Genomic DNA, 20,903 nt, shown 5'->3' on the forward strand with positions numbered 1-20,903 from the left:
CAGCCGAACTGCCCTGCGGGCTGGTGGACTTGGCGCATGAGCAACGAGACACCCACCACCCTCGCCACCCAGATCGAGCGCGCCCGGACCTTCCGCGACCTGCACACGGGCGAGCGGCCGCTGGTGCTGCCGAACGCCTGGGACCCGGCCAGCGCGCGCATCGTCGAAGAGGCGGGGGCCGCCGCCGTGGCCACCACGAGTGCCGGCGTCGGCTGGGGACTCGGCTTCGGCGACGGGGAGCGGCTGAGCCGCGAGCGGGCGGTCGAGCTGATCGCGCGCGTGGTGGCCACGGTGGACGTGCCGGTGACCGCCGACGTCGAGGCCGGTTACGGCGAGAGCGCCGAGGACGTCGCGGCGACCGTGCGCGGCGTGCTCGGCGCGGGCGCGGTCGGCATCAACCTGGAGGACGCCAGCCACGCGTCCGAGGGCCCGGCGGTGCGCTCGACCGAGGAGAACGCCGCGCGGATCGCCGCCGCCCGGCAGGCGGCCGACGAGGTCGGCGTGCCGCTGTTCATCAACGCGCGCACCGACGTCTACCTGGCCTCCGTGGGCGAGCCGGAGACCCGGCTGAGCGAGACGCTGGAGCGGGCGGCCGCCTACGTCGCGGCCGGCGCCGACGGCGTCTTCGTCCCCGGCGTCGTGGACTTCGAGACGGTGACCGCGCTCGTCAAGGGCATCGCGGCCCCGCTCAACGTGATGGTGTGGCCGGGGGCGCCCAGCGTCGAGGAGTTCGCCGAGCTCGGCGTGGCGCGGATCAGCGTCGGCGCGGCGATCGCGCAGTCGGTGCACGCGCTGACCCGGCGCGCCGCGCGCGAGGTGCTGACCTCGGGGACGTACACCAGCTTCACCGACGGGCTCAGCTACCCCGAGCTGAACGGCCTCTTCGAGCGCCGCTCGTAACCGGCCCCGCGACGGGCCACGGCGCGCGCCGCACCGCGACCATCGCCAGGTCGTCGGAGAGGGCCCGCGCGCCGTGGGCCGCGCCCGCGTGCCGCAGGACGTCGCGGTGCAGTACGTCGAGCAGGTCGGCGGGGGCGGCGCCGGCGAACCGGGCCAGCCGCGCCAACGGGTCGTAGAACACGCCGTGCGCGTCCCGCGCCTCGGTGACCCCGTCGGTGAACAGCAGCAGCGACGCGCCCTCGGGGAAGGCCACCTCGTCGGCGTACGGGCCGGCCGGCGCGGGGACCTGGCCGGCGCCGGAGACCGCGCCGAGACCCAGCGGCAGCAGCCGCTGGCGCGGTTCGAGCCGGCGCACCTGGCCGCGACGCAGCAGCAGCGGCGCCGGGTGGCCCCGGTTGACCAGGCGCAGCGCGTGCCCGTCCGGGCTGACCTCGGCGACCAGCACGGTGGCGAAGTTCTCGGCGGAGTCCTCGGCCGCGTCGGCCCCGTCGGCGGCGCCCGACCCGGCGGGCCGTGCCGTCGCGCCGACCAGCGCCCACTCCAGGGTGTCCACCAGGACGGACAGGGTGGGCACCCGGTCCGCGGCCCGGTCGAACGCCCGGCGCAGCGCTGCGGCTCCCACGGCGGCCCCGGGGCCCTTGCCGCGTACGTCACCGATGAGCAGCCGCAGGCCGTACGGGGTCTGCCGGACCGCGCACACGTCGCCGCTGGCCGCGCCGGAGTCGGCCGGGACGTTGCGCGAGGCGGCGGTCAGCATCCGTGGCAGCGGCACGCCGGCCACCGCGTCCCGGCCGGCCGGGACCCGTGGCCGGGAGGCGCCCGGCACACCGCCGGCGGCCGACGCGGGCCGCGGCAGGCGCGCGGGACGACCCGGCGTCGGCGACACGGCGAGCCCGGGCACGTGACCCGGGCCGGGCGCGGTCGGCGGCGCGGCGGCCTCACAGCGGACGCCCATCGGCTCAGGCATCCCGCAGCAGCGCCGCGAGATCGGCGTCCACATCGAGGTACCCACCCTCCTCACCCACCGGGACGAGCGCGTACGAGCGGCCGAGGAACTCCCGCACGTCGGCCGAGTTGAGCTGCACCATGGCCATGCCCTCATCGGCGCGGAACTCCAATACGATCCGCTCCGCGCTGCACGGCCACACGTACACGTCCCCGCTGCCGGCGGGCCGGCGCAGCCCCTCCTCCAGCAGGTCGCGGCCGAAGGCCCACTCCACCTCGAACCCGTCGAGGGAGGCGGCGGGCGGGAACGAGACGCGGACCGCGAACGGGTCGGTGGGCTCGTACCGCAGTCGTGCGGGGATGGCCCGGGTGCCGGGCGCGGAGGCGATCAGCCGGGCCTGGATGGCTTGGTCTATGACGATGGACAACGCCTGCTCCCTTGCTCTTGGTGCGGGTCCTTGTCTCTTTGACCCCTAAGAGGGGTCCTGCATTACGCGCGTGCACTCGATCCTTGCGTGACGTACGTCACCACAGGGGCGGCTGCGGTGATCGAAGTCGGGCTTGCGAAAATCCTGGCAAGCCCGCGAGTCCCCGCGATACCACGCGTCACACCCCGAGGTGTCCCCCCACATGACCGAAGCATCCGCCGCCCCGGACACGGACGCCTACGCGCGGCTGTACGAACGTGAGCACCCCCGCCTCGTCGCCTACGCGCGCACGCTGACCGGCAACCCCTGGGTCGCCGAGGACCTGGTGGCCGAGGCGCACTTCCGTGTCTGGCGCCGGCTGCGCACCGGGCACCAGATCGACAACGTGTCCGCGTACCTGACGACGACGGTGCGCCACCTGTCCTCCAGCACGGCCGGCCGTGGCGCCCGCGAGGTGCCGCGCGACCCCGCTGTGGCCGAGGCGGACGACCTGGCCGGGTACGACGGGCGGGGGAGCGGCCAGGACCCGGCGCAGCGGGTCGCGTACGTCGATCTACTGGCCAGGGTCATGGGCCAGTTGCCGGAGCGGTGGGTGAAGGCGCTGTGGCTGGCCGAGGCCGAGGACCAGCCGCTGGAGTCCGTCGGCCGCCAGATAGGCGCGAACACCGGCGCCACCGCGGTTCTGCTGCACCGGGCCCGCGAGGGCATGCGACAGGCGTTCCTGCGCGAGCAGCCCGGCGCCCCGGACAACCCGGCCTGCGCCGGGCACTGGGAGCGGATGCCGGCCCACATCCGGGGCACCGACTCGCCCCGGCAGGCCGAGAGCATCGCCCTGCACGTGGAGGACTGCGCGGACTGCCGGGACCGGCTCGCGGTGTTGGCCCAGGCCAACACCCGGTTGCCGGCGCTCGTCGGCCCCGCGTTGCTGGCGCTGCTCGCGGGCGGTGGGGCGAAGTTCCTGGCCCCGCTGCTCGGTGCCGGCGCCGCCGGTGCCGGTACGGCCGCCGCGGCGGGCGGCAAGGGCTCGGCCGGTGGCGCGCTGCGCTCGGTGCGCCACCTGCTGCGCGGACAGGTCGGCCAGGCGGGCCCGGTGGGTGTCGCGGTGGCCGGCGCCGGCGTGGTGGCCGTCGCCGCGGTCGCGGTCGCGGCCGGCCAGGTGTTCGGCGGCGGCGAGTCCGCCGCGCGGCGGGCCCAGGCCCCCGTCGCGGCGTCCACGGGCGCGCCCGAGCGGGCGCCGGACGCCCCGCCGCCGTACGGCGGCACCACCCCACGGGGCGAGACCGGGCCCACCACGGCGCCCGGCGCGCCCCGACCGACCTCGGCCAACCCCGCGTCGCCGACCTCGACGTCCCCCACCTTCGCGGTGCCCCCGCCCGCGCTCGCGGCCCCGACGCACCCCGACCGCACGGAGCCGGCCTCGGACGCCGACCCCACGTCGCCACCCAGCTCCGCCCCCGACACACCGCCACGGCCAAGCTCGACCCCCACCACCACGCCCCCGACGCCGACGGGCAAGCCGACGCCGACCAGCAAGCCGTCTCCCACCGGCAAGCCCACTCCCACAGGCAAACCGACCCCGACGGACAAGCCCACGCCGACGGGCAAGCCGACTCCCACGGGCAAGCCCACGCCGACGGACAGGCCCACCCCGACGGGCAAGCCGACCCCCACCGACAAGCCCACCCCCCACGGGCAAGCCGACCCCGACGGGCAGGCCGACCCCCACTGGCAAGCCGACGCCCACCGGCGAGCCGACCTCGCCGACGGCGACGTCGCCCGCGCCCACGAGCCCGTCGCCCACCCCCACCGGCGGCGGCCTGGTCTGCAAGGAGCTGTTCCCCGGCTGGACGATCTGCTGGCGCCGCTGACCGACCGGCGGTTCCGCGGCGGAGGCTGCGAGCAGCCGCCCCCACCCGGCCCTGACGGCTCGTGCTCGCCCGCGACCGCCGCGTGATCGTGGGGCGCCGACCGTGGACGCCGCCGCGCCCATGGGCTAGCTTCCAGCGCCATGAGGGTCATGGGGACGATGCGACGGATGATGACGGCGGGGCTGTGCGGGGTGGCGCTGGCGGCCGTGCTGACGGCGCCGGCGCAGGCAGGCGCGGCGGGCACGGGCGACCGGGGCGCGGCGGAGCCGGCCGGGGCCACGGGGAGTGGTTCGCCGTACGCCACGGGAGCGGGGCTGACCTGGCGGGCGAGTGACAGCGGCAGTGACGCGAGGTTCCGCGGGCTGGCCGCCGTCGATCGGCGCACCGCCTGGGTGGCCGGTACGAAGGGCACCGTACTGCGCACCGTGAACGGCGGCCGGAGCTGGCGCGACGTCTCGCCGCCCGGCGCTGGCTCGCTGGAGTTCCGGGACGTGGAGGCGTTCGACTCACGGCACGCGGTGGTGCTCGCCATCGGCGAGGGCGAGGCGTCGCGGGTCTTCCGCACCGCCGACGGCGGCGCGACCTGGACGGAGAGCTTCCGCAACACCGACCCGGCGGCCTTCTACGACTGCATGACCTTCTTCGACGCCCGGCACGGCATCGCGCTCAGCGACCCGGTGGACGGTAAGTACCGCATCCTGTCGACCGGCGACGGCGGCCGGAGCTGGCGGGTGCTGCCATCGGCGGGGATGCCGGCCGCCCAGCCGGGCGAGGCCGCGTTCGCCGCCAGCGGTCAGTGCCTGGTCAGCTCGGGCAGCCGGGACGCCTGGATCGCCACCGGCGGGGCCGCCACCGCGCGCGTGCTGCACTCCGCCGACCGGGGTCTGACCTGGACGGTCACCCAGGCGCCCATCCCGGCCGGCGACCCGGCCCGCGGCGTCTTCGGCCTCGCGTTCCGCGACGCCCGGCACGGCCTGGCCGTGGGCGGGGACTACCGCGCCGGCGAGCCGTCGCCGCGCACCGCGGCGGTCACCGGTGACGGCGGCGCGACCTGGACGGGCGCCCGACACCAGCCGCCGGGCTACCGCTCCGGCGTCGCCTGGCTGCCGCACAGCCGCTCCGCCGCGCTCGCCGTCGGCCCCACCGGCAGCGAGATCACCCTTGACGGCGGCCGGCGCTGGCACACCTTCGACACCGGCTCGTACGACACGGTCGACTGCACCCCGGACCTGAGCTGCTGGGCCGCCGGCGAGCGGGGCCGCGTCGGACGCCTCGCGCTCTCCGGCCGCTGACCGCGCCGCCGGGCGCACGGACGACGGACGCCGGGCCGGGGCGAGAGTGACTCGCCCCGGCCCGGGCGGGACCGCGCGGCCTCTAGACCGGCAGTTCCTGCCGGTACGCGGCCAGCTCGGGCGCCGTCTTGGTCGCCAGGAACTCCGTGATCCGGTACGCGCACACCTCCGCCGTGACGAACGGGTCGCTCGCCACCACCTCCTCGATGGCGGCCCGGTCCGCCCCCACCGCGAGGATCACGCCGCCGTCGCGCGGCTCCTTGCGCCCGGAGGCGATGAAGGTCCCCGACGCGTAGTGCGTGTTCAGCCAGTCGACGTGGTCGCTGAGCAGGGCGTCGACGCGCTCCAGGGGAGCCGTGTAGGTCAATTCGAGTACGAACATGATCACCAGGCTACGCCGAGCGCCCCGCGCCGCACCCGTCGTCCCCGGCGACCCCGCCGTCCCCCGCGCGGGGCAACCGTTCGGCCCCGCGTAACGTGATCACCGGTATGAGCTCATCCAGCGAACCCACGGGGCAGCCGGCCCGGGCGGCCGTGCCCGCCGACTGGCCGCGCACCGAGGCCGAGGCCACCGCCGTCCAGGAGCGGCTGCGCGGCGGCGTCGACGCGTCGAGCGTGGCCACCGCGCCGGGCGCCCCCGGCCTGGTGGTGGGCGTGGACGTGGCGTACGACGACGAACGCGACCTGGTCGCGGCGGCGGCCGTCGCGCTCGACGCGCGCGACCTGACCCGTGTCGCGGAGGCGACGGCCGTCGGCCGGGTCTCCTTCCCCTACGTGCCGGGCCTCCTGGCCTTCCGGGAGATCCCGACCGTGCTGGCCGCCCTCGACCGCCTCGGCCGCACGCCCGACCTGGTGGTGTGCGACGGCTACGGGCTGGCCCACCCGCGCCGGTTCGGCCTGGCCAGCCACCTCGGGGTGGTCACCGGGCTACCGACCATCGGCGTCGCCAAGAGCCCCTTCGTCTTCCGCCACGACCCGCCGGGCCCACGGCGCGGCGACGCCTCGCCGCTGTGGGACGGCGCCCAGGAGGTGGGCCGGGCGCTGCGTACCCAGCCGGGCGTCAAGCCGGTCTTCGTCTCCGTCGGGCACCGGATGACGCTGGACGCCGCCTGCGCCCACACCCTGCGCCTCAGCCCCCGCTACCGACTGCCGGAGACCACCCGCGCGGCCGACGCCGCCTGCCGCCGGGCGCTGGCCGCCCTCGCCCGCGAGCAGGGTTAGCCGGCGCCGGCCGCGGGTGGGGGCCGCCGGCGTTGTCGGTATGTTGGTGGCATGGCAGAGCATGACTACCAGTTGATGAACCGGTCCCGCTGGCAGCGCCGGCTGGACCCGATCGTGGCCATCGTGCTCATGATCGGCATCGTGTACGGCGCGTTCTGGCTGGTCTGGCAGCTATGCACGTCGTACGCCGGTGTGATCGCCAATCTCTTCGACTGACCCGACCGCCTGGCCGGCCCCGTCGGGCCCGCCCCCGCCGCGCCGGTCGCGCGGTGGGGTCGGCCCGGCGGCTTCGCTCATGCCGCGCGACGGGTCTCCGCGAGGAAGCAGCCGTACTCCACGGCCCTGATGTGCACGGCCGCCACCCGCGGGTCGCGGTACCACTCCTCCAGGGCGTCGACGACCGAGCCGCCGTGCTCCGGGCTCCCCTGGATCAGCAGTCGTCCGCCGAGGATCCGGCCCTCCGCCGAGTAGGCGCGCAGCACCCGCCGCTCGCCCACGAGGCCCTGCGGGTAGCCGCCCGGGGCGCCGTCCCGCCCGCCGCCGGACCAGCCGTCACACGGCTCGGGGTGCAGGAAGACCGGGCCGACCTCGTCGTACGCGCCCGGCGTGGCGCCCGTCTCGGCGGCCCAGCGGCGCAGCGGCGCGTACGAGACGAGGATCAGGTGCTCGCCGGGGGTGCTGCGGCCCAGGCAGCAGCGCAGCGGGTTGCCGCCGTCCTCGTCGACGACCACGCGCGGTATCCGGCCGGCGTCGTCGCGCACCCGCAGTTCGCGCAGGACCTCCGGGGCGATGGGGCGGATCTCGTAGCGCGGCCCGGAGTCCTGGTCGGGGGTGCGGGTCTGGGTGTCCGTGTAGGTGCTCATGCAGCCATGGTGGGGCGCCCGGGGCGCCGCTTCTGGCGGATATCGGACATCGCGTTCGAGCCCGTACGGAGCGGGCGCCGGGCCAGCCCGGCCCGTACGGTGCGGGCGCCGGAACCGCTCCCGCTCAGTGTTCCGAGACGACCCGGAAGCCGAGACCCGCGCGGACCAGCCGGGCCGTGAGGTGCTCGCCCATCGCGGTGGCCGGCGTGACCTGGCCCGCGGTCTCGGGAAGGTCGTCGAACGCCAGGCACAGTGCCGACTCGGCCAGCATCCTGGCCGTCTCGTCGTAGCCGGGGTCGCCGCCACGGACCTCGGTGACCACGCGGCGCCCGCCGCCCTGCCCCACCAGGCGCAGCGCGAACCAGCTCCGCTCCCGCCGCTCCGGGCTCGGCCCGTCGCCCGGACCGCGCCGGCCCGTCAGCCAGGAGCGCACCCGCGGCACCTGCGCCAGCGCGGCCAGCGCGCCGATCCCGGCCACGCCCGCCGCGGCCACCGGCAGCCGGCGTACGGCCGCGAAGTGGCGGTAGCGGAACGCCGGTCCGTAGGCCGTTGACGCGGCGGCCGAACGGGCGACGACCCGCGCGTCGATCGTCGGCAGCGGCACCCCCCAGGCGCGCACAGCGCGGCTGTGGTGCACGGGGCCGAGCGGGGCGCGCACGGCCCGCCCGGGCGGGCGGGGCTCCGCGCGCCGACGGTCCCGCGCCGCGCGGGCCATCGCCAGCGGCCGGGAGGCGGCGGTCAGCGCCGAGTCCAGGGTTCCGCCGGAGAAGGTGGCGTTGGTGCGCAGGTAGCCGTCGACGCGCAGCGGCACGCCCCGGGGCAGCAGCCCCACGGTGTACAGCGCGCCCAGGTCGGCCGGGATGGAGTCGAACCCGCACGTGTGCACCAGACGGGCACCGGTGGCCCGGGCCCGCTCGTGGTGGCGCACGTACGTCCGGTCGACGAACTCGGGCTCACCGGTCAGGTCGGCGTAGTCGGTGCCGGCCTCGGCGCACGCGGCGACCAGTGGCTCGCCGTAGCGCAGGTAGGGGCCGACGGTGGTGGCGACCACTCGGGTGCTTTCGGCGAGCGCCCGTACCGCGTCGGGGTCGGCGACGTCGACGGTGAGCAGCGGCAGCCCCGCGTGTGCCGGGTCGGCGGCGGCCAGCTCGGCGCGCAGCGCCTCGAGCCGGTCCCGGCTGCGCCCGGCCAGCGCCCAGCGCAGCCCGGGCGGGGCGTGCTCGGCCAGGTAGTGAGCGGTCAGCGTGCCCACGAAGCCGGTGGCGCCGACGAGCACCACGTCGTACGCGCGCTGGTCGAGTCCCTCGCGTGGCATCGCTTCCCCTCGTGGCCCGCGGGCCGGGCCCCGAGCGTGGTGCGTGCTGCGCCGTGCGTGATCCACAGCCTGGAGGCCGCCACGCTAGGCAGCTATTGACCAGCAGTCAACAAGAGGGCACCCGGATGTGGGAGAGGTTGACAGGCGTCCGGCGCTCCGTCACATTCACCCCACACATCGGACGTCCAACGTCCGTATTGTCATCTTTACTGCTATGGCTTGGCTCCCTCCCACCCTGGCTGACGCCTCGTAGAAAGCTGATCCCGATGCGCCCACCGGTTCCCCTCACCGGCGTCATCCCGCCGATGTGCACCCCGCTCACCTCCACCGGCGACGTGGACACCCGGTCGCTCGTCGCGCTCACCCGACGGCTCCTGGACGCCGGCGTGCACGGGCTGTTCGCCCTCGGCTCCACCGGCGAGGTCGCCTACCTCACCGACGCCCAGCGCCGCACCGCCCTGGAGACGGTGGTGGAGGCCGCCGCCGGACAGGTCCCCGTGCTCGCCGGCGTCATCGACACGACCACCGCGCGGATGCGCGACCACGCCGCGAGCGCCGCCGCCAGCGGCGCCGACGCCCTGGTGGCCACCGCCCCCTTCTACACCCGCACCCACCCCGTCGAGATCGCCGACCACTTCCGCCGCCTGCGCGCCGGCACGGAGCTGCCGCTGTTCGCGTACGACATCCCCGCCGCCGTGCACACCAAGCTCACCGCCGCCACCGTGCTGCCGCTGGCCGCCGACGGCACCCTGGCCGGGCTCAAGGACAGCAGCGGCCAGGTGGACGAGTTGCGCCGACTGCTCGTCGCGGCCCGGGACCGGGGTCTGGGCGAGCGGTTCTCCGTGCTGACCGGCTCCGAGATGGCGGTGGACGGCGCCCTGCTGGCCGGCGTGCACGGCGTCGTGCCCGGCCTCGGCAACGTGGACCCGCACGGCTACCTGCGGCTCTACGCGCACGCCCGCGCCGGCCGGTGGGCCGAGGCCGCCGCCGAACAGGACCGGCTCGCCGCGCTGTTCGCCCTCACCGAGACCGGCGACCCGGCGCGGATGGGCGGCAGCTCGTCGGCGCTCGGCGGCTTCAAGGCCGCGCTGCACCTGCTCGGCGTCATCGACTGCCCGGCCACCGCCGCGCCGCAGGTCCCGCTGGAGGCCGCGGCCCTGGACCGGGTGCGCAAGTTCCTCGACGACGCTGGCCTGACCGCGTGAGCGCCACCGGGCGCGAGACGGGCACGCGCTGGTACCGCGAGGTGTCCCCGGGCCAGTGGAAGGCCATGTTCGCCGCCTGGCTCGGCTACCTGCTCGACGGCTTCGACTTCGTCCTGATCACCCTCGTGCTGACCGAGATCGCCGACGAGTTCGACCTCAGCGGCGTCGAGGCCGCCAGCCTGGTCTCCGCCGCCTTCATCACCCGCTGGCTCGGCGGCGCGCTGCTCGGCGCCTTCGGCGACCGCTACGGGCGTAAGGCCGCCATGATCGTCAGCATCCTGCTCTACTCCTTCGGCACCTTCGCCTGCGGCTTCGCCTGGGGGTACGCCAGCCTCTTCGTCGCCCGACTGCTGATCGGCGTGGGCATGGCGGGGGAGTACAGCGCGAGCGCCACCTACGTCCTGGAGAGCTGGCCGCCCCGGCTGCGCAACCGCGCCTCCGGCTTTCTGATCTCCGGCTACGCGGGCGGCACCATCCTCGCCTCCAAGCTCTACGAGTGGGTGGTGCCGAACTGGGGCTGGCGCTGGATGTTCTGGATCGGCGTGCTGCCGGTCCTGGTCGCCCTGTGGGTACGCCGCGCGCTGCCGGAGGCCGAGGACTGGAGCGCGGAGATCGCCGCCGGTGGCCGGCGCCCCAACCCGTTCGCGCCGCTGTTCGCCGGGCGCCGCAGGGCCTGGCTGAACACGTTGCTGACCGTGCTCGCCAGCGCCGCGCTGTTCTGCGTGTTCACCCCGCTCGGCAAGGGCCTGGTGTGGCCGCTGGCGCTGCTGGCCGCGGGTTGCCTGATCGCCTTCGCGGTCCAGGTGGGCGGCCGACGGCAGTGGGTCCTGTACGTGTCCCTGATGGTCACCGTCTTCTGCGCCTTCCTCTACAGCTGGCCGATCCAGGCGCTGCTGCCCACCTATCTGAAGACCGAGATGGGCTACTCGCCCGGCCAGGTGGGCGACGTCATGTTCTACGCCGGGTTCGGCACCATGTGCGGCTGCTGGCTCGCGGGCTTCGTCGGCGACTGGGCGGGCACCCGGCGCGCGTACGCCTGGACCCTGATCGCCTCGCTGGGCTTCGTCTTCCCTGTCTTCGCCGTCGACGAGAGCCTGGTCGCGCTCGGCGTGCTGCTGTTCGGGCTGCTCGCCCTCAGCCAGGGCATCTCCGGCATCCTGCCCAAGTACATCGCCAGCCACTTCCCGACCGGCAACCGGGCCGCCTCGCTCGGCTTCGTCTACAACGTCGGGGCGCTCGGCGGCGCGGTGGCCCCGGTGCTCGGCGCCCACCTGGCCGAGAGGATGCCGTTGGGGCGGGCGCTGGCCGTGTTGACGTTCGGGCTGACCCTGGTCGTCATCGTGCTCGTCGGCTGTGACGTCCCGCGCCGGCTGGCCCGGATCACCGACCCCGAAGGGCTGGACGACCACCTGGTGCCGGCCGCCGCCCCGGCGCGGGGCCCGGCCCCGCCCCGGGCGGACGACGTGCGCGGGACGGCGCCCGCCGACTGAGCCGGCCCCCGCGCGTCAGCCCCGCTCCCACCGCGCGAGCACCTCGCGGCACGCCCCGAGGTGTTCGTCCGACACCAGCAGCACGAGGTTGCCGGCGTGGTCGCTGTACTGGGTGGTGACGTTGACGCCCGCGTCGCTCAGGAGGCGGGCGAGGGTGCCGAGCTGGCCGGGCGTCTCCTGGTCGAGACGGGTCATGGCCACGTCGCGGACGACGGCGGGGCCAAGGCCCGCGCCGGCGACGGCCGCCAGCGCGGCGGGCCCGTCGTCGACCAGGTAGTGCGCGACGGCCCGCCCCTCGCACGCGAACACGCCACCGCCCTCCAGGCTCACCCCGGCCGCGCCGAGCGCCTGGCCCAGGTCGGCCAGCGCCCCGGGCCGGTCCGGCAGGCGCACCTCGAGGTCCCGTGGCCCGGCGCTCACGAGGTCACCACGGTGGTGGTCACCTCGACCGGCACCGACAGGCTGTTGGCGACGTAACAGGAGCGGTGCGCCCGCTCGGCGATCTCCCGCACCCGGGCCGGGTCCGTCCCGGCGGCGACCCGGACGGTGACCCGCAGCCGGATCGCGGCCAGCCGGGCCGGCTCGGCGGCCAGGTCGAGGTGGCTGCCGGCCTCGTCGTCGTACCCGAGCACGGTCACCCCGGCGCGGGCGGCGGCGCCCAGGAAGGACAGCATCTGACAGGAGGAGGCGGCCATGACCACCAGTTGTTCGGGGTTGAGCCGTTCGGGGTCGCCGCGGAAGGCCGGGTCCGCGCTCAGGTCGACCCGCGCGGCGGCGGGTGGGGCGACGGCGGTGTGGTCGCGCGAGTAGCCGCGGACCCCGTCCGCGGTGGAGCCGTCCCAGTGCAGGTGGGCGCGGTAGGTGTGGGTGTCCATGCGGGGACCGTAGGCGCCCGACGCTTCGGCTCTGGCCGAAGCGTCGGCGTCGTATCGTCACCCCCATGAGCCGGGACCGGGACTTCACCAGCGTGGGCAGGGCGCTCGCCGCGCCCGCCCGCTCGGCCTTCCTCAACCTGCTCATGGACGGCACCAGACGGCCGGCCGGCGAGCTGGCCCGGGCGGCCGGGGTGAGCGCGTCGACCGCGTCCGAGCACCTGGCGGCGCTGGTCGACGCCGGCCTGGTCACCTGCGAGGCGCGCGGGCGCCGCCGCTACTACGCGCTCGCCGGCCCACGGGTGGCCACCGCACTCGAAGCGCTCGGCGCCCTGGCCGACCCGGTGCCCGTCTCCGGGTACCGACGCAACCGCGAGATGCGCCACCTGGCCGCGGCGCGGCTGTGCTACGACCACCTCGCCGGACGGCTCGGCGTCGCCCTGACCGACGCCTGGACGGAACAGGGATGGCTGGCCGACCGCGAGTCGCTGACCCTCGCCGACGCCGGTGCCACGGGCCTGCGCGCGCTCGGGGTGGACGTGGACGGCGCGCTCCGCGCCCGCCGCCCCACCACCCGGGCCTGCCCGGACTGGACGGAACGCCGCACCCACCTGGCCGGCGCCCTGGGCGCCGCGATCGGCACGCGCTTCCTCGCCGCGGGCTGGGTCGTACGACACCCTGCCGGCCGCGGGCTGAGCACCACGGACAGCGGTCGCGAGTTGCTGCGCGACGCCTGGGGCATCGAGCTGGGGGACCTGGCCGACCCGGTGGGCCCGGCCGGCGGAGCCGGTCCGGTGCGCTGACCCGTGCGCTGACCGGGGCGTCACGGGTCCCTTCTCTCCGGTGCGTGACGCCGGCCGACGACCGTCGCCGCGCCGGCCCGGCCACCGGCGGCCGTTCTGGCCACTGGCGGGCCGCCCCGGCCACTGGCGAGGAGCCGGGACCGGGGGGGCGGGGAGCCGGGGGTCGGGGGTCGGGAGCCGGCGGTCGCTGGTCGCCGGTCGCTCAGGGCAGGATCGAGTCGACGTAACCGCCGTCGACCCGCAGGGCGCCGCCGGTGGTCGCGGACGCGAAGGGCGAGGAGAGGTAGACGACCAGGTGGGCGATCTCCTCCGGCTCGATGAGGCGCTGGATCAGCGACTGCGGGCGATGTTTGATCATGAACTCGCGCTGTGCCTCGTCCCAGGGCAGTTCGTCGCCGACCAGCTCACGGACGAAGTTCTCGACGCCGCCGGTGTGCGTCGGACCGGCGATGACGGAGTTGACGGTCACGCCCGTGCCGGCCGCCTCCTTGGCGAAGCCGCGGCTGACGGCGAGCAGCGAGGTCTTGGTCATGCCGTAGTGGATCATCTCGGCGGGAATGACCACGGCCGAGTCGCTGGCGAGGTTGAGGACGCGGCCCCAGCGCCGGTCCGTCATGCCGGGCAGATAGGCGCGGATGAGCCGGATGGCGGAGAGGACGTTCACCTCGAAGTAGCGGCGCCACTCGGCGTCGTCGATCTCCAACGGTGCGGCGGAGCCGAAGATGCCGAGGTTGTTGACCAGGATGTCGACACTGGGAACGGCATCGACCACGGCCGCGGCCCCCTCCTCCGTCGCCAGGTCGCCCACGGCGGGGACGACGTCGTCGCTGCCGGATTCGGTACGCACCCGCTCCACCGCCTCCGCGACGCGCTCCGCGCCCCGGCCGTTGACGGCGACCCGGGCACCGGCGCGGGCGAGGCCGACGGCGATGGCGTGCCCGATGCCCTGGGTGGAGCCGGTGACCAGGGCGGTGCGGTCGGAAAGGTCGATCTGCACGATGGTTCTCCTCGTCGAGAGTGTGCGCGGCTGTCGAGCGGTGCCGATGCGGTGCCGGTGCGGGGGAGGGGCGCGGCGGTACGTCTGCCGGCGGCGGTACACGGCCGGCCCCCGGCGCCCGTCCCCGTGGCACGCGGGGCGGGCGGGCGCCTGGGCGGTTCGGTGACGGTCAGTTGAAGGTGCCGGGGTTCGGGCCGGTGCGCAGCTCGCGGTCCAGGCCCGCGATGGCGGACATGTCGGCGTCGCTCAGCTCGAAGCCGAAGACGTCGAGGTTCTGCCGGATGCGCTCGGGCGTGACGGACTTGGGGATCACGATGTTGCCGCTCCGCAGGTGCCAGCGCAGCACGACCTGCGCCGGTGACACGCCGTGCGACCGCGCGATCCGCACGACCGGTTCGTCCTGGAGGACCGCGCCCTGCGCCAGCGGGCTCCACGCCTCGGTGGCGATGCCGTGCTCGGCGTGGTAGGCGCGCAGCTCGTTCTGCTGGAGCGCGGGGTGCAGCTCGACCTGGTTGACGGCGGGCGTGACCCCGGTGTGCTCGCGCAGCCGCTGGAGGTCGGCGACCCGGAAGTTCGACACGCCGATCGCGCGGGCGCGTCCGCTCGCCAGGATCTCCTCCAGCACCTCGTACGTCTCCACGTACAGATCACGGGCCGGGGTGGGCCAGTGGATCAGGTAGAGGTCGACGTGGTCGAGGCCGAGCCTGTCCAGGGAGGCGTCGAACGCGGCCAGGGTCTTGTCCCTGCCCTGGTCGTCGTTCCAGAGCTTGGTCGTGACGAAGAGTTCCTCGCGGGGGAGCCCGGAGGCGCTGAGCGCCTTGCCGACGCCGCGCTCGTTGCCGTAGATCGCCGCGGTGTCGATGCTGCGGTAACCGGCCTCAAGCGCGCTGGCGACGGCGGCGGTGGTCTCCTCGTCGGGGACCTGGAAGACGCCGAAGCCGAGCTGCGGCATGACCACGCCGTTGTTGAGCGTCACGTTCGGGATGGCAGTCACGATGGGGGCCTTTCGGTGGTGCTTGTTGGTGCTTGTTGGTGCTGTGTTCGCTGTCCGTGCTGGTCGGGGCTGTGCGTGCCGCTCTGTGTCGGTCCGCGACGACCAGTACGGCTCGGCGCTGGTCAGAGGGCCTGGAGCGCGGTCTGGGCGAAGCCGTGGTCCTGCTCGGGGGCGCCGCCGCCGAGCCCGAGGGCGCCGACGAGGTGGCCGTCACGGTGGACGGGCACCCCGCCGGCGATGAACAGCAGGGGTCGGTTCAGCGCGGTGGGCAGCGAGTGGAAGGGGCCGTCCGGCTTGACCAGGTCGGCGACCTCGGCAGTCGGCGCGTTCAGTTGGAGGGCGGTGTACGCCTTGGCGGTGCTGGTCTCGCCGGAGATGAGCACGGCACGCTCGTCGCGGCGGAAGGCCAGCAGGTGTCCGCCGGCGTCGAGAACGGTGACGCTGACGGGCACCCCCGCCTCGTCGGCGGCCCGGCGCGCCGCGGCGATCAGGGTCTCGGCGTCGGCTGTGGTCAGCGGGGTCACTGTGGTGGTCATGGGACACTTCCTACGGTGGGGGATGGATGTCCGCGTGTCGCGGCGGTCAGGAGCGGCCGGCGCCCGTCGCGGCCGGGACGGCGCCGGAGTCGGCGGCCGGGGCCCAGGCGAGGTCCGCTGGCACCGGGGCCGCGGTGTCGAGGGGGCGTACGAGGGGTTCGGGGGCTCGGGGCGTCGCGGCGCGCCGGCCCGAGCGCGCTTCTAGTCGGTGCGAGACGACGGCCAGCGCCAGGGCTGCGGCGGCCAGGGCGGCACCGACGGCGTTGGGCGTGGTGTAGCCGAGCCCCGCGGAGATCACCATGCCGCCGAGCCAGGCGGACAGCGCGTTGCCCAGGTTGAAGGCGCCTATGTTGGCCGCGGACGCCAGGGTGGGAGCGCCGTGAGCCTGGTCCAGGACCCGCTTCTGCAGCGGCGGGACGGTGGCGAAGCCCAGCGCGCCGATGAGGAAGACGGCCACGACGGCCGCGATCTTGACCGAGGCCAGGAAGGTGAAGAGGAACAGGACCAGCGCCAGGCCGCCCAGGGCCGTGTAGAGCAGGGGCATCAACCTGCGGTCGGCGAACCGGCCGCCGAGGAGGTTGCCCACCACCATGCCGAGCCCGAAGACCACCATCAGCCAGGTGACGGACGACTCGGCGAAGCCGCCGACCTCGGTCATCATCGGCGCGATGTAGGTGATCGCGGCGAACACTCCGCCGAAGCCGAGCACCGTCATGGCCATGGCCAGCACGACCTGCACGTTCCTGAACGCGGCGACCTCGTGTCGCAGTCGCACGCCCTCCGGCCTGGGCAGGTCGGGGACGAGCTTGGCGACGCCCACCAGGCCGAGCACGCCGAGCGCGGCGACGAGCGCGAAGGTCACCCGCCAGCCGGCGCTCTGGCCCACGTACGTGCCCAGGGGCACGCCGACGACGTTGGCCACGGTCAGGCCGGTGAACATCATGGAGATGGCGCCGGCCTTCTTCTCCGGCGCCACCAGCTCGGCGGCGACGACGGAGCCGATGCCGAAGAAGGCGCCGTGGGCCAGCGAGGCCACCACCCGGCCGATCAGCATGACGGCGAAGACAGGGGCCACGGCGGAGATGAGGTTGCCGAGGATGAACAGGCCCATGAGCAGCATGAGCATGTTCTTCCGCGAGATCCGGGTGCCGAGGACGGTCATGATCGGCGCTCCGATCATGACACCGAGGGCGTACCCGGTGACCAGGTAGCCGGCCGTCGGAACCGACACTCCGAGATCCGCGCCGACCTGGGGCAGCAGCCCCATGATCACGAATTCGGTAGTGCCGATTCCGAAGGCGCCCAGGGCCAGGGCCAGCAGTGCGAGTGGCATGACGGGGTCCTTTGGTGGTGCGGGGACGGGATGGAGAACCCGAAGGTGAGACGCGTCTGCGCCTTACGAGCGTCCACAATAATTGCACACGCGGGATATCCGCAAGCGCGGGTATAGTGACGTAGGTGATACGCCGCCCGTCTTCCGTCGGCGCGGCGCCGCCGCCGCCCGCGAGATCCGCCCGAGGGAGTTGCCCATGACCGCCACCGACCCGGCGATGACAGCGCTGGCGCACCGTTGGTCGGCCCTTTCGCTGCTGCATGGCCGCATAGAAGGCCGCGTCGAACGCGCGCTCCAGGCGGGGCACGAGCTGAGTGCGCGCGAGTACTCGCTGCTGGACGTGCTCAGCCGGCAGCACGACGGCGAGGGCGGCCACCTGCAGATGCGCCAGGTCGCCGACTCCGTCGTCCTCAGTCAGAGCGCGACCACGCGCCTGGTGGCCCGCCTGGAGGAGCGCGGCCTGCTCTCGCGCTACCTGTGCCCCACCGACCGTCGCGGCATATACACGGACGTGACCGAGGCCGGTGCGCGCCTGCTGGACGAGGCTCGCCCCACCCACAACGCCGCCCTGCGCAAGGCCCTCGACGAGGCGGCCGAGGACCCCGCGTTCGCGCCCCTCGTCAACGCCGTCCACGAACTGCCGGGAGCCATCCAGCCGGTGTGAGTCGGCGCCCCGGCGTCGTGGGGGCGGGGCCGTCCGGGGGCTTGGCGAGTCCTCGGCTCGTGTTCCTCGGCTCGCCGGGTCAGGTCGGCGTGGTCGCCTCGTCCGTAACGTAGGCGCCCGGTCGTCGGCGAGCCCCCGGAGGGGGCGTTGGTGGCGCTCACCTCCCCGCCGCGACGCTCACGGTGCCCGCGAAGCCGCTGTCCCCCGCGCCACGGGCCGGCCCCGCCCGTGCCGGTTCCAGGGGCGGGGCGTGTACCTCGTCCCGACAGGGGCGTCGCGCTCACCCCGGCAGCGGTACCGCGCTCACCTCGGCAGTGACACCGCGCTCGCCCCGCGGCAGCGGCATCGCGGCGCGGCCCGTCAGGCGAACCTCTCCCGTGCCCGTGCCCGTGCGCTCGCTCCGCCCCCTCGCCGCAGGGTGACTCCTCCACCCACGCGGCCCGCGCGGACGGACGGTTCGACTCCGCGGCCAGCGGAGTCGCGGGAGTGTGGCGGCCGGCGCCCGCCGCGCTCAACGGGCTTGGAGGGCAGGGAGCTTACGCGACGGTAAGTCGGGCGCCGACCGGCGCGAACCCGTTGCCTCAAGGGCTTGTGGAAACTGGAACACGTTCTTAGCATCGGCGGTGTTACAGCAAAATTGTCATAACGACGTGGGGGTCGGATGACGGCAACACCACACGGTCCGCTCACCGGGGTGCGGGTCGTGGAACTGGCAGGCATCGGCCCCGGTCCGTACGCGGCGATGGTGCTCGCCGACCTCGGCGCCGACGTGGTGCGCGTCGATCGCCCGGCCGGCGCCGGTCTGGGCATCGACCCGGCCCACGACATCACCAACCGCAACAAGCGCTCGGTGACCGTCGACCTCAAGTCCGAGCGGGGCCCGGGGACCGTGCTCGACCTCGCCGAGCGTGCCGACATCCTCATCGAGGGGCTGCGCCCCGGCGTCGCCGAGCGGCTCGGTGTCGGCCCCGACGCCTGTCTGGCCCGCAACCCGGCGTTGGTCTACGGCCGGATGACCGGCTGGGGCCAGGACGGGCCGCTGGCCCAGCGGGCCGGGCACGACATCGGCTACATCGCCATCACAGGCGTCCTCGGCATGATCGGCTCGCCGGACGAGCCGCCGGCCATCCCCGCCAACCTCGTCGGGGACTACGCGGGCGGCTCCCTCTACCTGGTCATCGGCGTCCTCGCGGCCCTCCAGCACGCCCGCACCCCGGGCGGCGCGGGCCAGGTCGTGGACGCCGCGATCGTGGACGGCACGGTCCACCTTTCCTCGATGATCCACGGCATGCTGGCGGCCGGCGCGTGGCAGGACCGCAGGGGCGCCAACCTGCTCGACGGCGGCTGCCCGTTCTACGGCGTCTACGAGACCGCGGACGGCGGCCACATGGCGGTCGGCGCCCTGGAGCCGCGGTTCTACGCCGAGTTCGTCGCCCTGCTCGGCATCGCCGACCAGGCCCCCGCCCAGGGCGACATGGCCCGCTGGGGCGAACTGCGTGAACAGGTGGCGGCCCGCTTCAGAACCCGTACCCGCGAGGAGTGGACCGAGGTGTTCGCGGCGTCGGACGCCTGCGCCGCGCCCGTGCTCTCGCTGCGCGAGGCGCCAGACCACCCGCACCTGGCCGCCCGCGGCACCTTCACCGAGCACGGCGGCATCGTCCAACCGGCCCCCGCGCCCCGCTTCTCGGCGACCCCGGGCAGCGTGCGCAGACCCCCGGCCCTGCCGGGCGCGCACACCGCCGAGGTCGCCGACGACTGGGGCCTGCCACACCTCGCCGACCCACCCGCCACCGGCCCGTGACCCCCGGACCCGTAACGCCCGGGAGGCCCGGACCCGTGATCGCCGGTCCCGTTACCGCCGGGCCCGCGACCCGGCCCGCGCCCCGCACCGGGTGGCCGCCAGCGCACGCGGCCCCCGCCCCGCACCGTCCGCCCGTACGGCAGCACCCGAGGAGAGACACGTGAAGCGCCAGATCTTCGCCGCGGAACACGAGGCGTTCCGCGAGACCGTACGGACCTTCCTGGCCAAGGAGGTGCTGCCGCACTACGAGCGGTGGGAGGAGAACGGCATCGTGGACCGGGACGCCTGGCTCGCGGCCGGCCGGCAGGGGCTGCTCGGCTTCGCGGTGCCCGAGGAGTTCGGGGGCGGCGGCAACGAGGACTTCCGCTACAGCGCCGTGCTCGCCGAGGAGTTCACCCGCGCCGCGGCCCCGGGCCTCGCGCTCGGCCTGCACAACGACATCATCGGCCCGTACCTGACCTCGCTCGGCACCGACGAGCAGAAGCGCCGCTGGCTGCCCGGTTTCTGCAGTGGCGAGATCATCACGGCCATCGCCATGACCGAGCCCGGCGCCGGCTCCGACCTGCAGGGCATCCGCACCAGCGCCGAGGACCGGGGCGACCACTGGGTGTTGAACGGCTCCAAGACGTTCATCTCCAACGGCATCCTGGCCGACCTGGTCATCGTCGTCGCCAAGACCACCCCCGAGGGCGGGGCGCACGGGCTGAGCCTGCTGGTGGTCGAGCGCGGCATGGCCGGCTTCGAGCGGGGCCGCAATCTCGCCAAGATCGGACAGAAGTCCCAGGACACCGCCGAACTGTTCTTCAACGACGTGGTCGTGCCCAAGGAGAACCTGCTCGGCGAGTTGAACGGCGCGTTCGTCCACCTCATGACCAACCTCGCCAAGGAGCGGCTGAACATCGCGGTCGCCTCCATCGCCGGGGCCGAGCACGTCCTGGAGATGACGACGAACTACGTCAAGGAGCGCGAGGCGTTCGGCCGGCCGCTGGCCAAGCTCCAGCACGTGCGATTCGAGATCGCCGAGATGGCCACCGAATGCGCCGTCACCCGCACCTTCGTGGACCGCTGCATCGTGGACCACGACGCCGGGGAGCTTGACGCCGCACACGCCTCGATGGCCAAGTGGTGGGCGAGCGAGCTCCAGAAGCGGGTCACCGACCGCTGCCTCCAGCTCCACGGCGGCTACGGCTACATGGCCGAATATCCCATCGCCCGGGCGTTCACCGACGGCCGCATCCAGACGATCTACGGCGGCACCACCGAGATCATGAAGGAGATCATCGGCCGGTCCCTGCTCTCCTGACCCACCCGCCCCCGGCGAGCGCGGACGCGCCGAACCCGGTGGCAGACCCCGTACCGCTCTCCCCGAAAGGCTT

At 74.7% G+C, this 20,903-nt stretch carries 22 protein-coding genes; 11 read left to right on the plus strand and 11 right to left on the minus strand.

The window, feature by feature from the left end; all coding sequences use genetic code 11:
• The first annotated feature begins 36 nt into the window (after nt 1-36).
• A complete protein-coding gene (locus tag OYE22_RS29145; RefSeq protein WP_277323177.1) occupies nt 37-900 on the plus strand; it encodes an isocitrate lyase/phosphoenolpyruvate mutase family protein in 864 nt (287 codons plus the stop codon).
• Here the strand turns inward: OYE22_RS29145 and OYE22_RS29150 are convergent.
• Together OYE22_RS29150 and OYE22_RS29155 are read right to left on the minus strand one after the other, a co-directional pair.
• Complete coding sequence (locus tag OYE22_RS29150) at nt 857-1,867, minus strand: PP2C family protein-serine/threonine phosphatase (protein ID WP_277323178.1); 1,011 nt, start codon at nt 1,865-1,867, stop codon at nt 857-859. The two genes, OYE22_RS29145 and OYE22_RS29150, sit on opposite strands and share 44 nt — an antisense overlap.
• Nucleotides 1,860-2,273: an SsgA family sporulation/cell division regulator gene (locus tag OYE22_RS29155; RefSeq protein WP_277323179.1), complete on the minus strand. Its 414-nt coding sequence runs from the start codon at nt 2,271-2,273 to the stop codon at nt 1,860-1,862. Before OYE22_RS29155 ends, OYE22_RS29150 begins: the two co-directional genes overlap by 8 nt.
• A gap of 202 nt (nt 2,274-2,475) precedes the next feature.
• Here OYE22_RS29155 and OYE22_RS29160 point away from each other — a divergent pair, with 202 nt between their 5' ends.
• Entirely contained in the window at nt 2,476-4,227 is a 1,752-nt protein-coding gene (locus OYE22_RS29160) for a sigma factor (RefSeq protein WP_277323180.1), read from the plus strand.
• 63 nt (nt 4,228-4,290) lie between these two features.
• A complete protein-coding gene (locus tag OYE22_RS29165) occupies nt 4,291-5,433 on the plus strand; it encodes an oxidoreductase (protein ID WP_277323181.1) in 1,143 nt (380 codons plus the stop codon).
• A gap of 82 nt (nt 5,434-5,515) precedes the next feature.
• On the opposite strand, the gene OYE22_RS29170 is transcribed toward OYE22_RS29165, so the two are convergent.
• Nucleotides 5,516-5,815, minus strand: a complete 300-nt coding sequence (locus OYE22_RS29170) for a YciI family protein (RefSeq protein ID WP_277323182.1) — start codon at nt 5,813-5,815, stop codon at nt 5,516-5,518.
• 107 nt (nt 5,816-5,922) lie between these two features.
• Here OYE22_RS29170 and OYE22_RS29175 point away from each other — a divergent pair, with 107 nt between their 5' ends.
• Complete coding sequence (locus tag OYE22_RS29175) at nt 5,923-6,654, plus strand: endonuclease V (protein WP_277323183.1); 732 nt, start codon at nt 5,923-5,925, stop codon at nt 6,652-6,654.
• 51 nt (nt 6,655-6,705) lie between these two features.
• Entirely contained in the window at nt 6,706-6,870 is a 165-nt protein-coding gene (locus tag OYE22_RS29180) for a hypothetical protein (protein ID WP_277323184.1), read from the plus strand.
• A 77-nt stretch (nt 6,871-6,947) separates the two neighbouring features.
• Here the strand turns inward: OYE22_RS29180 and OYE22_RS29185 are convergent, their stop codons facing one another.
• Together OYE22_RS29185 and OYE22_RS29190 are read right to left on the minus strand one after the other, a co-directional pair.
• On the minus strand, nt 6,948-7,517 hold the full coding sequence (locus tag OYE22_RS29185; RefSeq protein WP_277323185.1) for a DUF1203 domain-containing protein: 570 nt from the start codon (nt 7,515-7,517) through the stop codon (nt 6,948-6,950).
• 124 nt (nt 7,518-7,641) lie between these two features.
• Nucleotides 7,642-8,832: a saccharopine dehydrogenase NADP-binding domain-containing protein gene (locus OYE22_RS29190; protein ID WP_277323186.1), complete on the minus strand. Its 1,191-nt coding sequence runs from the start codon at nt 8,830-8,832 to the stop codon at nt 7,642-7,644.
• 266 nt (nt 8,833-9,098) lie between these two features.
• On the opposite strand from OYE22_RS29190, the gene OYE22_RS29195 reads away from it, so the two are divergent.
• Together OYE22_RS29195 and OYE22_RS29200 are read left to right on the plus strand one after the other, a co-directional pair.
• A complete protein-coding gene (locus OYE22_RS29195) occupies nt 9,099-10,037 on the plus strand; it encodes a dihydrodipicolinate synthase family protein (protein WP_277323187.1) in 939 nt (312 codons plus the stop codon).
• Nucleotides 10,034-11,527, plus strand: a complete 1,494-nt coding sequence (locus tag OYE22_RS29200) for a sialate:H+ symport family MFS transporter (protein ID WP_277323188.1) — start codon at nt 10,034-10,036, stop codon at nt 11,525-11,527. Before OYE22_RS29195 ends, OYE22_RS29200 begins: the two co-directional genes overlap by 4 nt.
• A gap of 15 nt (nt 11,528-11,542) precedes the next feature.
• Here the strand turns inward: OYE22_RS29200 and OYE22_RS29205 are convergent, their stop codons facing one another.
• Nucleotides 11,543-11,947, minus strand: a complete 405-nt coding sequence (locus OYE22_RS29205; RefSeq protein WP_277323189.1) for an ACT domain-containing protein — start codon at nt 11,945-11,947, stop codon at nt 11,543-11,545.
• Nucleotides 11,944-12,402, minus strand: coding sequence for an OsmC family protein (locus tag OYE22_RS29210; protein WP_277323190.1), 459 nt, complete (start codon nt 12,400-12,402; stop codon nt 11,944-11,946). Before OYE22_RS29210 ends, OYE22_RS29205 begins: the two co-directional genes overlap by 4 nt.
• Before the next feature lie 65 nt (nt 12,403-12,467).
• Here OYE22_RS29210 and OYE22_RS29215 point away from each other — a divergent pair, with 65 nt between their 5' ends.
• Nucleotides 12,468-13,202, plus strand: a complete 735-nt coding sequence (locus OYE22_RS29215; protein WP_277323191.1) for a winged helix-turn-helix domain-containing protein — start codon at nt 12,468-12,470, stop codon at nt 13,200-13,202.
• Between the two features lie 202 nt (nt 13,203-13,404).
• Here the strand turns inward: OYE22_RS29215 and OYE22_RS29220 are convergent, their stop codons facing one another.
• The 4 genes from OYE22_RS29220 to OYE22_RS29235 all read right to left on the minus strand — a co-directional run bounded on the left by OYE22_RS29220 (nt 13,405) and on the right by OYE22_RS29235 (nt 17,062).
• Entirely contained in the window at nt 13,405-14,199 is a 795-nt protein-coding gene (locus OYE22_RS29220) for an SDR family oxidoreductase (protein WP_277323192.1), read from the minus strand.
• Between the two features lie 169 nt (nt 14,200-14,368).
• The gene (locus OYE22_RS29225) at nt 14,369-15,193 is read right to left on the minus strand and encodes an aldo/keto reductase (protein WP_277323193.1); all 825 of its coding nucleotides are present in this window, start codon (nt 15,191-15,193) and stop codon (nt 14,369-14,371) included.
• Between the two features lie 122 nt (nt 15,194-15,315).
• Nucleotides 15,316-15,729, minus strand: a complete 414-nt coding sequence (locus OYE22_RS29230; RefSeq protein WP_277323194.1) for a heme-binding protein — start codon at nt 15,727-15,729, stop codon at nt 15,316-15,318.
• Nucleotides 15,730-15,775: 46 nt separating this feature from the next.
• Nucleotides 15,776-17,062: an MFS transporter gene (locus tag OYE22_RS29235; protein ID WP_277323195.1), complete on the minus strand. Its 1,287-nt coding sequence runs from the start codon at nt 17,060-17,062 to the stop codon at nt 15,776-15,778.
• A gap of 196 nt (nt 17,063-17,258) precedes the next feature.
• On the opposite strand from OYE22_RS29235, the gene OYE22_RS29240 reads away from it, so the two are divergent.
• The 3 genes from OYE22_RS29240 to OYE22_RS29250 all read left to right on the plus strand — a co-directional run bounded on the left by OYE22_RS29240 (nt 17,259) and on the right by OYE22_RS29250 (nt 20,830).
• Nucleotides 17,259-17,726, plus strand: a complete 468-nt coding sequence (locus tag OYE22_RS29240) for a MarR family transcriptional regulator (protein WP_277323196.1) — start codon at nt 17,259-17,261, stop codon at nt 17,724-17,726.
• Between the two features lie 661 nt (nt 17,727-18,387).
• Complete coding sequence (locus tag OYE22_RS29245) at nt 18,388-19,527, plus strand: CaiB/BaiF CoA-transferase family protein (RefSeq protein ID WP_277323197.1); 1,140 nt, start codon at nt 18,388-18,390, stop codon at nt 19,525-19,527.
• 160 nt (nt 19,528-19,687) lie between these two features.
• A complete protein-coding gene (locus OYE22_RS29250) occupies nt 19,688-20,830 on the plus strand; it encodes an acyl-CoA dehydrogenase family protein (RefSeq protein ID WP_277323198.1) in 1,143 nt (380 codons plus the stop codon).
• Nucleotides 20,831-20,903: the final 73 nt, after the last annotated feature.

The sequence above is a fragment of the Streptomyces sp. 71268 genome (assembly GCF_029392895.1).
GTDB lineage: Bacteria > Actinomycetota > Actinomycetes > Streptomycetales > Streptomycetaceae > Streptomyces.

What these genes read in the sequence shown, in the direction of transcription:
- OYE22_RS29145 (WP_277323177.1), top strand. Translation starts at nt 37, where the DNA reads ATGAGCAACGAGACACCCACCACCCTCGCCACCCAGATCGAGCGCGCC.
- OYE22_RS29150 (WP_277323178.1), bottom strand. Translation starts at nt 1,867, where the DNA reads ATGCCTGAGCCGATGGGCGTCCGCTGTGAGGCCGCCGCGCCGCCGACC.
- OYE22_RS29160 (WP_277323180.1), top strand. Translation starts at nt 2,476, where the DNA reads ATGACCGAAGCATCCGCCGCCCCGGACACGGACGCCTACGCGCGGCTG.
- OYE22_RS29165 (WP_277323181.1), top strand. Translation starts at nt 4,291, where the DNA reads ATGGGGACGATGCGACGGATGATGACGGCGGGGCTGTGCGGGGTGGCG.
- OYE22_RS29170 (WP_277323182.1), bottom strand. Translation starts at nt 5,815, where the DNA reads ATGTTCGTACTCGAATTGACCTACACGGCTCCCCTGGAGCGCGTCGAC.
- OYE22_RS29175 (WP_277323183.1), top strand. Translation starts at nt 5,923, where the DNA reads ATGAGCTCATCCAGCGAACCCACGGGGCAGCCGGCCCGGGCGGCCGTG.
- OYE22_RS29180 (WP_277323184.1), top strand. Translation starts at nt 6,706, where the DNA reads ATGGCAGAGCATGACTACCAGTTGATGAACCGGTCCCGCTGGCAGCGC.
- OYE22_RS29185 (WP_277323185.1), bottom strand. Translation starts at nt 7,517, where the DNA reads ATGAGCACCTACACGGACACCCAGACCCGCACCCCCGACCAGGACTCC.
- OYE22_RS29190 (WP_277323186.1), bottom strand. Translation starts at nt 8,832, where the DNA reads ATGCCACGCGAGGGACTCGACCAGCGCGCGTACGACGTGGTGCTCGTC.
- OYE22_RS29195 (WP_277323187.1), top strand. Translation starts at nt 9,099, where the DNA reads ATGCGCCCACCGGTTCCCCTCACCGGCGTCATCCCGCCGATGTGCACC.
- OYE22_RS29210 (WP_277323190.1), bottom strand. Translation starts at nt 12,402, where the DNA reads ATGGACACCCACACCTACCGCGCCCACCTGCACTGGGACGGCTCCACC.
- OYE22_RS29215 (WP_277323191.1), top strand. Translation starts at nt 12,468, where the DNA reads ATGAGCCGGGACCGGGACTTCACCAGCGTGGGCAGGGCGCTCGCCGCG.
- OYE22_RS29230 (WP_277323194.1), bottom strand. Translation starts at nt 15,729, where the DNA reads ATGACCACCACAGTGACCCCGCTGACCACAGCCGACGCCGAGACCCTG.
- OYE22_RS29235 (WP_277323195.1), bottom strand. Translation starts at nt 17,062, where the DNA reads ATGCCACTCGCACTGCTGGCCCTGGCCCTGGGCGCCTTCGGAATCGGC.
- OYE22_RS29240 (WP_277323196.1), top strand. Translation starts at nt 17,259, where the DNA reads ATGACCGCCACCGACCCGGCGATGACAGCGCTGGCGCACCGTTGGTCG.
- OYE22_RS29245 (WP_277323197.1), top strand. Translation starts at nt 18,388, where the DNA reads ATGACGGCAACACCACACGGTCCGCTCACCGGGGTGCGGGTCGTGGAA.